This window comes from Pseudomonas nitroreducens (genome assembly GCF_024170165.1).
GTDB classification, from domain to species: Bacteria; Pseudomonadota; Gammaproteobacteria; order Pseudomonadales; family Pseudomonadaceae; genus Pseudomonas; species Pseudomonas nitroreducens_C.
Map to the genome: position 1 here is coordinate 195,097 of NZ_JALJXP010000002.1, position 13,106 is coordinate 208,202.

General features: G+C 66.7%; 11 protein-coding genes. 4 read left to right on the forward strand and 7 right to left on the reverse strand.

Features of this window, described 5'->3' with window-relative positions; translation table 11 throughout:
- Positions 1-176 precede the first annotated feature (176 nt).
- Positions 177-386: a DUF6316 family protein gene (locus tag J2T47_RS05235; RefSeq protein ID WP_253443126.1), complete on the forward strand. Its 210-nt coding sequence runs from the start codon at positions 177-179 to the stop codon at positions 384-386.
- Positions 387-494: 108 nt separating this feature from the next.
- On the opposite strand, the gene J2T47_RS05240 is transcribed toward J2T47_RS05235, so the two are convergent.
- A complete protein-coding gene (locus tag J2T47_RS05240) occupies positions 495-2,057 on the reverse strand; it encodes a sigma-54-dependent transcriptional regulator (RefSeq protein WP_253443128.1) in 1,563 nt (520 codons plus the stop codon).
- 260 nt (positions 2,058-2,317) lie between these two features.
- Here J2T47_RS05240 and phhA point away from each other — a divergent pair, with 260 nt between their 5' ends.
- The 3 genes from phhA (at position 2,318) to J2T47_RS05255 (ending at position 4,761) form a co-directional block, all read left to right on the forward strand.
- The gene (gene phhA, locus J2T47_RS05245) at positions 2,318-3,106 is read left to right on the forward strand and encodes a phenylalanine 4-monooxygenase (RefSeq protein WP_253443130.1); all 789 of its coding nucleotides are present in this window, start codon (positions 2,318-2,320) and stop codon (positions 3,104-3,106) included.
- Between the two features lie 105 nt (positions 3,107-3,211).
- The gene (locus J2T47_RS05250) at positions 3,212-3,568 is read left to right on the forward strand and encodes a 4a-hydroxytetrahydrobiopterin dehydratase (RefSeq protein ID WP_024764391.1); all 357 of its coding nucleotides are present in this window, start codon (positions 3,212-3,214) and stop codon (positions 3,566-3,568) included.
- A complete protein-coding gene (locus tag J2T47_RS05255; protein ID WP_253443132.1) occupies positions 3,565-4,761 on the forward strand; it encodes an amino acid aminotransferase in 1,197 nt (398 codons plus the stop codon). The genes J2T47_RS05250 and J2T47_RS05255 overlap by 4 nt, the downstream gene beginning before the upstream one ends.
- Positions 4,762-4,887: 126 nt before the next feature.
- Here J2T47_RS05255 and J2T47_RS05260 read toward each other — a convergent pair whose 3' ends face one another.
- From J2T47_RS05260 to J2T47_RS05285, 6 genes are all read right to left on the reverse strand, one after another.
- The gene (locus tag J2T47_RS05260; protein WP_253443134.1) at positions 4,888-5,910 is read right to left on the reverse strand and encodes a transporter; all 1,023 of its coding nucleotides are present in this window, start codon (positions 5,908-5,910) and stop codon (positions 4,888-4,890) included.
- A gap of 158 nt (positions 5,911-6,068) precedes the next feature.
- Positions 6,069-7,199, reverse strand: a complete 1,131-nt coding sequence (locus tag J2T47_RS05265) for a TIGR03364 family FAD-dependent oxidoreductase (RefSeq protein WP_253443136.1) — start codon at positions 7,197-7,199, stop codon at positions 6,069-6,071.
- 302 nt (positions 7,200-7,501) lie between these two features.
- On the reverse strand, positions 7,502-8,527 hold the full coding sequence (locus J2T47_RS05270) for a putative 2-aminoethylphosphonate ABC transporter substrate-binding protein (protein ID WP_253443138.1): 1,026 nt from the start codon (positions 8,525-8,527) through the stop codon (positions 7,502-7,504).
- Between the two features lie 110 nt (positions 8,528-8,637).
- Positions 8,638-10,353 (reverse strand): putative 2-aminoethylphosphonate ABC transporter permease subunit, encoded by a 1,716-nt coding sequence (locus tag J2T47_RS05275; RefSeq protein WP_253443140.1) that lies wholly within the window; start codon positions 10,351-10,353, stop codon positions 8,638-8,640.
- A gap of 1 nt (position 10,354) precedes the next feature.
- Entirely contained in the window at positions 10,355-11,410 is a 1,056-nt protein-coding gene (locus J2T47_RS05280) for a putative 2-aminoethylphosphonate ABC transporter ATP-binding protein (RefSeq protein WP_253443142.1), read from the reverse strand.
- Positions 11,411-11,805: 395 nt separating this feature from the next.
- Complete coding sequence (locus J2T47_RS05285) at positions 11,806-12,990, reverse strand: thiolase family protein (RefSeq protein WP_253443144.1); 1,185 nt, start codon at positions 12,988-12,990, stop codon at positions 11,806-11,808.
- Between the last annotated feature and the right edge of the window lie 116 nt (positions 12,991-13,106).

Sequence of the window (13,106 nt, forward strand, 5' to 3'; positions counted from 1 at the left end):
GCGACCGCCGCCGGACACTGAGCATAGACAAGTGCGCGAGCCGCTTGGCGGCAAGGGTGTTTCATCGTTGAGACAACCCCGCTGCCGTTCGTCGACATTTGCCTGGAGCCCCTGTACGGCGGGGCTTTGCGGCATACACTCGATTCAATTAATCCTTTCGTTCGGGAGTTCGGCTCATGTTGGGACAACGTGTCGGCGACGGGCAGGCGGCCACCCATTACCGCAGCGACCGGATCAGTTCGGTCAATGGCCAGTACTTCTTCTCCACCCGCGAGGGCACCCTCGAAGGCCCCTACTTCACCCGCTTCGATGCCGAGCGTGAGGTCATGCTGTACATCACCCGCATGCAGCAGGCATCCGATCTGTTCGCCCGCGTCGGACGCTGATCTCCCAAGCAGTACGCGCCACGCAAACCCCGGCCTGACAGCTGGGGTTTTGTTTTTCCACGCCTTCAAACCTGCATGCCTGCGCCCAGTGCAGGCAATCGCAGCCATTCAGGACTCTTCGTTGTGCCCCAGCCCATGCAGGCGCAGCTTGTTGGCAATGGTGGTGTGCGATACCCCCAGCCGCTTGCCCAGCTGCCGGCTGCTCGGGTGCTCGCGGTAGAGCCGCTCCAGCACTGCCCTCTCGAACCGTCCGACGATGACGTCGAGCCCGCCTTCCAGGGAGAAGTCCCCCAGCGGATGCGGCGCACCGTAGTCCGGCAGGCGGATGTGCTCGGGGCGGATGGTGCCGCCGTCGCACAGCGAGACCGCCTGGAACAGCGCGTTCTCCAGCTGCCGCACGTTGCCCGGCCAGTGGTAGCGGCCGAGGCGGTCCAGCGCCTGCGGCGACAGCTTGGGCAGGGCGCAGCCGATCTGCCGGCTGGCCTGGTCGAGGAAGTGCTCCACCAGCGGCTCCAGGCCGTCCAGGCATTCGCGCAGCGGCGGGATGTGCAGCGACAGCACGTTGAGGCGGTGGTAGAGGTCCTGGCGGAACTCACCCTTGGTGCACAGCTCGGACAGGTCCACCTGGGTCGCGCAGATCACCCGCACATCCAGGTACACCTCCTCGTCGCTGCCCACGCGGCGGAAGCAGCCATCCTGCAGGAAGCGCAGCAGCTTGGCCTGCAGGCGCGGGCTCATCTCGCCGACACCATCGAGGAACAGCGTGCCGCCGGCGGTCAGCTCCAGCAGGCCGAGCTTGCCTTCCGGGCGCGCGCCCTCGAAGGCGCCGGGGCCGTAGCCGAACAGCTCGGTCTCGGCCATCGACTCGGGCAGGCCGGCGCAGTTCAGCGCCATGAACGGCGACTGCCCGCGCGGGCTGGCGAGATGGCAGGCGCGGGCCAGCAGTTCCTTGCCGGTACCGGTCTCGCCTTCGATCAGCAAAGGCGCATCCAGCGGTGCCATGCGGCGTGCCTCGCGCACCACCGCGGCCATCACCCGCGAGCTCTGGAAGATGCTGTCAAAGCCGCGCAGCTCCAGGCGGCGTACGTTGTAGATGCGCTCGCCGACGCGGTCGGCGCGGTGCAGGGTGAGCACGGCGCCGGCCAGCGCCTCGCTTTCGTCATGCTCGGATTGCAGCGGCGCGATATCGGCGAGGAACACGTCGCCCTTCACCTTCACCCGCAGGCCATTGATGCGCGCCTTGTTCGCCCGCACCAGTTCCGGCAGGTCGAGGTCTTCGGCGTAACGCGACAGCGGGATGCCGGGGACTTCGTCGACGCGCACGCCCAGCAACTGCGCGGCGGCGCGGTTGCCGGCGACTATCTGCCCGGCCATGTCGATGGACAGCACCGGAAACTCCAGCGCCGCCAGCAGCGCATTCAGTTCCAGGTGACGACGCTCGCTGGGCATCAGGCCGACGCGCTTGACGCCGAACACGCCGGGCACCGCTTCGAGCTTGGGCTTGAGCGACTGGAACTGCAGGTTGATGAGGTTCGGGCAGAGCAGGTAGATGGCGTTGCCCTGCTCGCCGCCGACTTCGCCGCGGTTGACGTTGATGCCGTAGTCGACCAGCAGGTTGAGGATGTCGCGCAGGATGCCGACGCGGTTCTGGCAGTGCACTTTGATGCGCATGGCGGGCCCGTGGTTGTCGTTGTGGTGGGCGCTCCGGCACGAATTTTCTCAAGGCGGCCGGAAATTACCGTCAAGAATATGTGACAGATCAGCGCACCTTCAAGCCATGGCCGGATGCGCGCGCCGCCAAGCGTAATTATTTCTTTACGAATTAACCCGTTTGGCACCTTCAAGCGCAGCGCCAGGGGGGCTGTTTCCCGAAACTCAGCGCGCTATTGCTGAGTCATCACAAGAACAGGCAGCTTGACGCCGGAGGCTCCATGAAGACAACGCAGTACGTGGCCCGCCAACCTGATGAAGACGGTTTCATCCACTACCCGGAAACCGAGCACCAGGTCTGGAACACCCTGATCACCCGTCAGCTGAAAGTGATCGAGGGCCGCGCTTGTCAGGAATACCTGGACGGCATCGAGCAGCTCGGCCTGCCCCACGAACGCATCCCGCAACTGGGCGAGGTGAACCAGGTGCTTCAGGCCGCTACCGGCTGGCGTGTGGCGCGGGTGCCGGCGCTGATCCCGTTCCAGACCTTCTTCGAGCTGCTCGCCAGCCAGCAATTCCCCGTCGCCACCTTCATCCGCACCCCGGAAGAGCTGGACTACCTGCAGGAGCCGGACATCTTCCACGAGATCTTCGGCCACTGCCCGCTGCTCACCAACCCCTGGTTCGCCGAGTTCACCCACACCTACGGCAAGCTCGGCCTGGCCGCCAGCAAGGAAGAGCGCGTGTACCTCGCCCGCCTCTACTGGATGACCATCGAATTCGGCCTGCTGGACACCTCCCAGGGCCTGCGCATCTACGGCGGCGGCATCCTTTCGTCGCCGAAGGAGACGGTCTACAGCCTCTCCGACTCGCCCGAGCACCAGGCCTTCAGCCCGCTGGAATGCATGCGCACGCCGTACCGCATCGACATCCTGCAGCCCCTGTATTTCGTGCTCCCCGAGCTCAAGCGCCTGTTCGAGCTGGCCCACGAGGACATCATGGCGCTGGTGCGCGAAGCCATGCGCCTGGGCCTGCACGCGCCGAAGTTTCCGCCGAAACAGGCCGCCTGATCCGCTGCAATCGATCCCATCTGTGCCTAGGATGAGACGTGCTCGCGAGCCTAAGATGGTTCGCGAGCGCACTCCTATGCCACCCCACGACAAGGAGAACCTTTCATGACCGCACTCACCCAAGCCCATTGCGAAGCCTGCCGCGCCGACGCCCCGAAGGTGTCCGACGAAGAACTGGCGGTGCTGATCAAGCAGATACCGGACTGGAACATCGAGGTCCGCGACGATCACATGGAACTGGAGCGGGTCTTCCTGTTCAAGAACTTCAGGCACGCCCTGGCCTTCACCAACGCGGTGGGCGCCATCGCCGAGGAAGAAGGCCACCACCCCGACCTGCTGACCCAGTGGGGCAAAGTCACCGTCACCTGGTGGAGCCACGAGCTGAAGGGCCTGCACCGCAACGACTTCATCATGGCCGCGCGCACCGACGAGCTGGCCGCGAAAGCAGAGGGACGCAAATGAGCCATTTCGCCAAGGTCACCCGCGTACCGGGCGACCCGATCCTGGGCCTGCTCGAAGCCTACCGGGCGGACCCCAATCCCGCGCGGCTCGACCTTGGCGTGGGCGTCTACAAGGATGCCCAGGGCCTCACCCCGATTCCTCGCGCGGTGAAGCTCGCCGAACAGCGCCTGGTCGATACCGAGACCACCAAGAGCTACGTCGGCAGCCACGGTGACGCGCTGTTCGCCGCGCGCCTGTGCGAACTGGTGCTGGGCGTCACCTCGCCGCTGCTGGCCGACTCCCGCGCCGACGCCACCCAGACACCCGGCGGCACCGGCGCCCTGCGCCTGGCGGCGGAATTCATCGCCCACTGCCTGCCGGGCAGGAACATCTGGCTGAGCGACCCCACCTGGCCGATCCACGAGACCCTGTTCGCCGCCGCTGGCGTGCCGATCAAGCACTACCCCTACGTCGGCGCGGACAACCGCCTCGACGCGGAGGCCATGTTCGCCATGCTGGAGAAAATCCCCCAGGGCGACGTGGTACTGCTGCACGCCTGCTGCCATAACCCCACCGGCTTCGACCTGGACCACGAGCAGTGGCAGCGGGTGCTGGAGATCGTCCGCCGCCGCGAACTGCTGCCGCTGCTGGACTTCGCCTACCAGGGCCTGGGCGACGGGCTGGACGAGGACGCCTACTCGGTGCGCCTGTTGGCGGAAAGCCTGCCGGAAGTGCTGATCACCAGCTCCTGCTCGAAGAACTTCGGCCTCTACCGCGACCGCGTCGGCGCGCTGATCGTCTGCGCCGAAAACGCCGACAAGCTCACCGACATCCGCAGCCAGCTGGCACTGTTCGCCCGCAATCTCTGGTCCACCCCGCCGGCCCATGGCGCGGAAGTGGTCGCCACCATTCTTGGCGATCCGGAGCTGAAGAACCTCTGGCTGGATGAACTGGACGGCATGCGCGGGCGGATCGCCGAGCTGCGTGTCGGCCTGGTGGAAGCCTTGCGCCCCCACGGGCTGGCGGAGCGCTTCGCGCACATCGCCATCCAGCGCGGCATGTTCTCCTACACTGGCCTGCAAGTTGAGCAGGTGCGCATCCTGCGCGAGGAACACAGCATCTACCTGGTGAGCAGTGGCCGCGCGAACATCGCCGGGCTCGACGGCGAACGCCTCGACCACCTGGCGGCGGCCATCGCCCGGGTCTGCCGCTGACGACGATTTCTTCCCCCTCGACCGGCCCTTGAGCCGGTCTTTTTTTGCCCAGACGCCGCATTGCCTGTAGGAGCGCGCCATGCGCGCGATCGCGGGCATGGCCCGCGCCTACAAGGGGCGTCGTTGTCAGTAATCATCGCGCTTGCGGAACGCCCAGCGCCCGGCCAGGCCGGTGAAGCTGGCCACCAGCACCACCAGGATCCAGAAGCCTTCCGGGTCGCCGGAGAAGGGAATGCCACCGACGTTCATGCCGAAGAAGCCGGCGATGATGTTGATCGGCAGCGCCAGCACCGTGACCACGGTGAGGGTGAACAGCGTGCGGTTGCTCTGCTCGTTGATCTTCGCGGCGATCTCTTCCTGCAGCAGCTTGATGCGTTCGCCCAGCGCCGTGAGGTCGTTGATCACCAGGGAGAACTCCTCGGTGGCCTCGCGCAGCACACGCACGTCGTCGTCCGTCAGCCACACCGGCGGGCGGTTGAGCAGGCGCATCAGCGACCCTGGCTCCAGCGCCAACAGGCGTTGCAGGCGCACCAGCACGCGGCGCATCCCGCCGAGGTCGGCGCGGCTGGCGGAGAGGCGCGAGGACAGCAGCTGGTCCTCGATGCGATCCACGCTGATGCTGGTCTCGCGGACGATGCGGGTGAGGATTTCGCCCTGGTCGCGCAGCAGGTGGATCAGCAGTTCCAGTGGTGAATTGAAGCTCTCGCCGTGCTTCACCGACGAGCGCAGCGTATCCACCGAACGCAGCGGCTGCGCGCGGGCAGTGACCAGCAGGCGACCCCGGGCGCAGACCCAGAGGGTGGCGATGTCCGAGGACATGCGGCTGCTGAAGTCGAATACCACGTCGTTGACCACCGCCAGCAGCGCGCCGTCGACATGCTCGATGCGGGTGGAGCGCGAGCCTTCGCGCAGGGTCTCGAAGAAGTAGTCGGGCAGCTCCAGGTGCGACTTGATCCAGCGCTCGCAGGCTGCGTGCGCCAGGTTCAGGTGCAGCCAGAGGAATTCGTCCGCCGCTCGCGGCTCCTGCAGACGCTGCAGGGCGGTCGGCGAGTCGATCTCCAGGCCAGGTTGGCCGGGGCGAAAACTGAAGCCATAAAGCAGGCCGAACAGGTCGGAATCCTGATGGCTCTGGACGATGCTGTGGTTCATGGGACTCCGCTGAACCTCGGGTGTCTGACGTAGGGCGAATGACCGCTTGCGGTCATCCGCCGCGGCGGATGAAGCGTTCCGCTTCATCCGCCCTACGAAAGCCGCATCGCCCTACCGGTGTTAGCAGAACCCGGTGAACGGCAGATGACAGCCACGTGTCAGCCGAACAGGGCCGCCACCGTGCGCTCACCCAGCGCCGGGCCGATGCTCATGCCCACGCCGGTGTGCATCAGCACGGCGGTGATGCCGTCGGCGGCCTGCAGCACCGAGAACGGCCCCGGCCCGCGCGAGCCATACACGCCCTGCCAGCGCTCGAGCACCTCCACGCGCATGCCCAGGGTGTCCTCGGCCAGTTGCAGCATCAGCCTGTCGACGAACTCGGCGTTGAACGGCGCCGCGTCGCTGCCGTAGTGGTGGGAGTCGCCGATGATCAGCTCGCCATGGGGCGTCGGGCTGACCAGCAGGTGGATGCCCTGCTCTTCCAGCTCCGGCGTCTCGCGGCGGATCTGCTCGCGCACCGCCTCGGCCTCGGGCAGGTCGGAGAAGGCGCCGTAATGCACACAGCTCAGTCCGGTGAGGATCGAGTGGGCAAGGCCGATATCCACCTGCGGACGGGCACGCAGCATCTGCAGGCGGCACACCTGCGGCTCCAGCGGCGCGATGGCCTCGGCCAGCAGCGTCTGGTAATCGTGGCCGGAGCAGACGATCACCTGTCCGGCGGTGAAGGTGCCCGCCGTGGTGCGCAGCACGCCGGTGTCGACGTCACGCACCAGGGTGGAGAAGTGGAACTCCACGCCGTGCTCGCGGCGCAGGTAGTCGATCAGGCTCGGCAGCGCTTCGCGGGAGTACAGTTGCTGGTCATCGAAGCCCAGCAGCGCCGCACGGTGGTGACGGAAATGGCCCTGGTAGAGGTCATTCAGCTCGCTGCCGCGCAGCAGGCCCACGCGGTAGTCCAGTTCCTTCGCGCGGCCGGCGCAGAAGGCTTCCAGCAGGCGTTCCTCGGCTTCGCTGCGGGCGAACAGCAGCGAGCCATTGCGCCGCAGGGAGAATCCGGCGCCCTCTGCCCACTGCGCCCAGATCGGCCGGCTGGCACGGGCCAGGTCCGACATCACGCCCGGCGGCTGGCCGGTGACCAGTGCCTGGCCGAAGTTGCGCACCGAGGCGCCCAGGGGCGTGGCGGTCCGCTCGAAGACGCGTACGGCCAGGCCGCGGCGGGCGGCGGCGTAGGCGTGGGAAAGGCCGAGGATGCCGGCGCCGACGATGGCGACGTCGCAGTGGGTGTGGGTCATGGGTCTGGTTCCTTGCACGCAGAAGAGCCCCTCTCCCTAGCCCTCTCCCTGAAGGGAGAGGGAACCCTCCTCTGCCGAGAAGAATTCAGTGTTAATCCTGCTACTTCAGTGCATCGCGTGGATGCCAATGTCAGTCCGAGGCAGCCTCCAGTGGAGCGGATACGCCTTCAGCCGCTGCACCCTACTGACCTCCTGGGCTTCAGGACTGCACCCACCTCGAACCAACACACCGGACAGCCCCCTCTCCCTTCAGGGAGAGGGTTGGGGAGAGGGAGCTGCCAGTGCCGAACCTCAGCCGAACCTTACTTCTGCGCGACCTTTTCCGACTTGCCGTCATAGCGCTTGCGCCACTCGGCGAGGATCTGGTCGCGGTTCTTCGAGGCCCAGGCAAAGTCGTTCTTGATCAGGCGCTGCTCGTAGTCGGCCGGCAGTTCGGTCTGCGGCTTGGCAATGCCCGGCTGGGCCAGCACGGCGAAGTTTTCCTTGTACAGCTCCATGGCCTTGGGGCTGGCGGAGAAGTCGGCGAGTTTCTTCGCCGCGGCTTCATGCTGGGTGCCCTTGACGATGCCGGTGGCTTCGATTTCCCAGCCCAGGCCTTCCTTCGGCAGGACGATGTCCAGCGGCGCGCCCTGGCGCTTGAGCTGCACGGCCGGGTACTCGAAGGAGATGCCGATCGGGAACTCGCCGGCGGCGGCCAGCTTGCACGGCTTGGAGCCGGAGTGGACGTACTGGCCGATGTTCTCGTGCAGGGCGTCCATATAGGCCCAGCCCTGCTTCTCGCCGAAGGTCTGCAGCCACGCGGAGACGTCGAGGAAGCCGGTGCCCGAGGAGGCCGGGTTCGGCATGACGATCTTGCCCTTGTACTCGGGCTTGGTCAGGTCCTGCCAGCTCACCGGCTTCTCCAGGCCCAGCTTCTCGGCCTCGACGGTGTTGAAGCAGATGGTGGCGGCCCAGACGTCCATGCCGACCCACGCCGGCGGGTTGGCCGGGTCGCGGTAGTTCTTGCCGATGGCATCCAGGTGCTTGGGTGCGTACTTCTCGAGCATGCCCTGCTGGTCGAGGATGGCCAGGCTGGAGGCCGCCAGGCCCCAGACGGCGTCGGCCTGCGGGCGATCCTTCTCGGCCAGCAGCTTGGCGGTGACGATGCCGGTGGAATCACGCACCCACTTGATCTTGATGTCCGGGTTCTCGGCTTCGAAGGCCTGCTTGTAGGCGGTCAGCTGTTCCGGTTCCAGGGCGGTGTAGACGGTCAGCTCGGTGTCGGCGGCGTGGGCCTGTGCAGCGAAACCGGCCACCACGGCGGCGGCGAGGGCAAGACGTTTGAACATGTGGAGCTCCTTGGCAGTGTTGGTCTCCCGCTCGGGGCGGGTATGTCAGGGGTTGAGCCCGGCAGCTGGCCTGAAAGGGCACAGGCACCGGACGACAGCGTCCAGCGGTGTTACGGGTTCGCGCCCGTCCTCCAGGCCTGGGAGCGGCGCAGCAGGCCGCGCGAGGCGCCGGCCAGCAGCAGCGACACGGCCGCGGAAGTGAGCAGGATCAGGGTCGACATGGCGGCGGCGCCGCCGACGTTGCCGGAGTCGTCCATGTTCAGCACGGCGACGGCGGCGAGGATGGTGTCCGGGTTGTAGAGGAAGATCGCCGCCGAGACCGTGGTCATCGCCGAGACGAACAGATAGCGGGTGATGTCCAGCAGCGCCGGCAGGCAGATCGGCACGGTGACGCGCAGGTAGTGGCGCCACAGCGGCATCTTCAGCGACAGCGCAGCAGCCTCAAACTCGCCGTCGAGCTGGCGCAGCGCGGCGGTGGCGGTCATCTGCGCGGTGGTCAGGTAGTGGGCGATGGTGCACACCACCAGCAGCGCCATGCTGCCGTAGAACACATGCAGCGGGTTGCCCGGCAGGTTGAAGAAGAACACGTAGCCCAGGCCGAGCACGAGGCCCGGAACGGCCATCGGCACGAAGCACAGCATGCGCAGCAGTTGGCTCAGCCAGCGCTGCTCGCGGGTCTTTTCGATCAGGTAGGCACCGGTGAAGATCAGCGCGCTGCCGATGATCGCGGTGCACGCGGCCATGGTCAGGCTGTTGCGGTAGGCCAGCCAGCCGCCACCGGCGGTGGTGTTGAAGTCGTAGTGGTTCAGCGACAGCGACAGGTTGTACGGCCAGAACTTCACCAGCGAGGAGTACACGGCCATGCCCAGCACGCCCAGCAGCACCGCGCTGATCAGCACGACGATGGCGAGGAAGGCAGCGTCGCGGCGACGCGACGGCTTGGGATGGTAGACCTGCGCGCGGCCGCTCATGGCGTCGCCCTGGCGACGGCGCAGCCAGGTGTCGACGGCGAAGCTGAGCAGCGCCGGCAGCAGGAGGATCATGCCGATCTGCGCGCCACGGCCGAACTGCTGCTGGCCGACCACCGCCTTGTAGGCTTCCAGCGCCAGCACCTGGTAGTCGCCGCCCACCACCACCGGCACGCCGAAGTCGGTGATGGTCAGGGTGAACACCAGGCAGAAGGCGGCGAACACGCCCTGCCGCGAGGCCGGCCAGGTGATGCTGCGGAAGGCCTTCCAGGGGCCGGCGCCCATGCTCGAAGCGGCGTCGAACAGGCGCGCGTCGGCCAGCGACAGCGCCGACAGCAGGATCATCAGCGCGTGGGGGAAGGTGTAGATGGCTTCACCCAGGACGATGCCCCAGAAGCCGTAGATGTTGTCCGGCAGCAGATGGCGCAGCAGGCCCTGGTTGCCGAACAGGTAGATCAGCGCGATGCCCGGCAGCATCGACGGCGCCAGCAGCGGCAGCAGGGAAATCCCGCGCCACAGGCCCTTGGCCGGGATCAGTGTGCGTTGCAGCGCGTAGGCGAACAGGTAGGCCGCCGGCACGACGATGCACGCCACGCTGACCGAGACCTTCAGGCTGTTGCCCAGCAGCCAGTGGAAGTTGTCGCTGCGCAGCAGCTCGCCCATGGCCGCCAGGCCGCCGCCCTGCCCAGCTTCACCGCTGAAGCCGCGCCAGAAGATGGCTAGCAGCGGCATCAGCACCGCGAGGGTGAGCAGGAGCAGCAGCAGGTACTTGCCGCCGCGGACGAACAGGCGATCACCCAGATCGCCGCGAATCTTGCCGGCAGTGAATGCCGGGCTGTGCTTCACCACGGCTTCCATCTCAGGCGAACACCTGCAGGCTGCGGGGCGGCAGCGACACCCAGATGTCCGGGGTGCCCAGGCGCGGCATGTCTTCTGGCGCCAGCTCGGCGAGCAGCGCGTGGCCCGGCAGCTGTTCCAGTTCGAAGCTCATGCGGCAGCGGTTGCCGAGGAAGGTGATCTCGCGGATCTGCGCGCGGAACAGGTTCTCCTGGTGTACGGCGGGGTTCACGCTGATCGCTTCCGGGCGGCAGAACAACCGCCCCGAGGCACTCGGTGCCTGGCTGTGCAAACGCAGATTGAGGCTGCCGACGCGGGCGTGACCGTCGCTGCCGCGCTCGAAGGGCAGCCAGTTGCCCTGGCCGACGAACTCGGCGACGAAGGGCGTGCTCGGCGTGCTGTAGATCTCCTGGGCGGTGCCGTACTGCTCGATGCGTCCGTGGTTCATCACCGCGATGCGGTCGGCCATCAGCATGGCCTCGTCCTGGTTGTGGGTGACCATCACGGTGGTGATGCCCAGGCTCTTCTGCAGTTGGCGCAGCTCGCCGCACAGGTGCTCGCGCACGCGAGCGTCCAGCGCCGACATGGGCTCGTCGAGCAGCAGCAGCGACGGGCTCGGCGCCAGCGCGCGGGCCATGGCGACGCGCTGCTGCTGGCCGCCGGAAAGCTGGCCGGGGTACTTCTTCTCGCTGCCGGTGAGGCCGACCAGTTCGAGCATCTCGGCGACGCGGCTACGCGCCTCGTCCCTGGATGCGTTGGTCAGACCGTAGGAGATGTTCTGCTCCACCGTGAGGTTGGGGAACAGCGCGTAGGACTGGAACAGGATGCCGTAGTCCCGTGCCTGCGGCGGCAGGTTCGAGACATCGCGCTGGCCCAGGTGCAAGGTGCCTTCGTCCTGTTGTTCGAGACCGGCGATGCAGCGCAGCAGCGTGGTCTTGCCGCAACCGGAGGGACCGAGCAGGCAGACCAGCTCACCGGCCTTGACGTCCAGCGACACGCCGTCGAGGGCGACGAACTGGCCGAAGCGCTTGCGGATGTGGCGCACGCTGAGCGGCGTGCCGGCGACGGTGGGATGCATGGCGGTACCTCGTTTTCTTGTGGTCCACGCCGCGTGAGCCGTGACGTGAAGGAACGAGGTCCATGCTAGGGAGCGATTGCGACGGCACTATTGCTAAAGGGCCAAGTGCGCCGATAGATCCATAGGCAGATTTGGGTATGGGGGAGAAGATTTTTTGGAAGTGGCGGTGTAGAGCCAGGGCTGTGCTTTGTGTAGGAGCGGGCCATGCCCGCGATCGCGCCCATGGGGCGCTCCTACAGGTTGGCACCGGCATTTCTGGTCAGGGCCGCTCCTGAAGGGAAGCCGCAAAGAAAAACCCCCGGCGTCACCGCCGGGGGCTTCTCATCGGCACCGGGCCGCTTGCGTGGAGCGGTCGGTACCCACCAGGCAAGGGCCTGCGCCCTCGCCCGCCGTGCTTAGCGCACCGCCTCGAACAGGCCAGTGGCGCCCATGCCGCCGCCCACGCACATGGTGACGATGCCGTAGCGCAGGTTGCGACGCTGCAGTTCGCGCACCAGGTGGCCGACCTGGCGCGAGCCGGTCATGCCGAACGGGTGGCCGATGGAGATGGAGCCGCCGTTGACGTTGTACTTCTCGTTGTCGATGCCCAGGTGATCGCGGGCGTACAGGCACTGCGAGGCGAAGGCTTCATTGAGCTCCCAGAGGTCGATGTCGGCGACCTGCAGGCCCTTGGCCTTGAGCAGCTTGGGCACCGAGAACACCGGGCCGATGCCCATCTCGTCCGGCTCGCAGCCGGCGACGGTGAAGCCGCGGAAGAAGGCCTTGGGCTTGAGGCCCAGCTCCAGGGCCTTGTCCAGGCTCATGATCAGGGTCATCGAGGCGCCATCGGAAAGCTGCGAGGCGTTGCCGGCGGTGACCGAGCCGTCTTCGGCAAACACCGGTTTGAGGGAGTTCAGGCCTTCGAGGGTGGTTTCCGGACGGTTGCAGTCGTCACGATCGACCACGCCGTCGAGCACTTTCTTCTCGCCGGTGGCCTTGTCTTCCACCAGGTACTTCACGCTCATCGGCACGATTTCATCGTCGAACAGGCCTTCGGCCTGGGCGCGGGCGGTGCGCTGCTGGCTCTGCAGGGCGTACAGGTCCTGCTGCGCGCGGGTGACGTTGTAGCGACGGGCGACGATCTCGGCGGTCTGGCCCATGGGGTAGTAGATGCCGGGGAACTCGTCCTTCAGGCGCGGGTTCACGAAGTTGTCGAGGTTCTGCTTGCCCATGGTCAGGGTGATGGACTCGACGCCGCCGGCCACCAGGATGTCGCTGCAGCCCGAGGCCACCTGGTTGGCGGCGATGGCGATAGCCTGCAGGCCCGAGGAGCAGTAGCGGTTCAGGGTCATGCCGGCGACATGGGTGCCCAGGCGCGACAGCACCGCGGCGTTGCGGCCGATGTTGTGGCCCTGGGCGCCTTCGTTGGAGCCGGCGCCGACCACGCAGTCGTCCACCAGCAGCGGGTCGAGGTTGTTGCGCGCCAGCAGCGCGTCGATGCAATGGGCGACCATGTCGTCCGGACGGGTCATGTTGAATTTGCCACGGAAGGACTTGGCCAGGCCGGTACGGACGCTGTCGACGATCACCACTTCGCGCATGGGGAAACCTCGTTGCTTGTTGTTCATTGGGGAGGATGGTGTGGCCCCGAGCATAGGCGCCAGTGAGGACGCACGGCGACGATCATTCACCAGCCGTATAGCCGTGCCCCCACCCT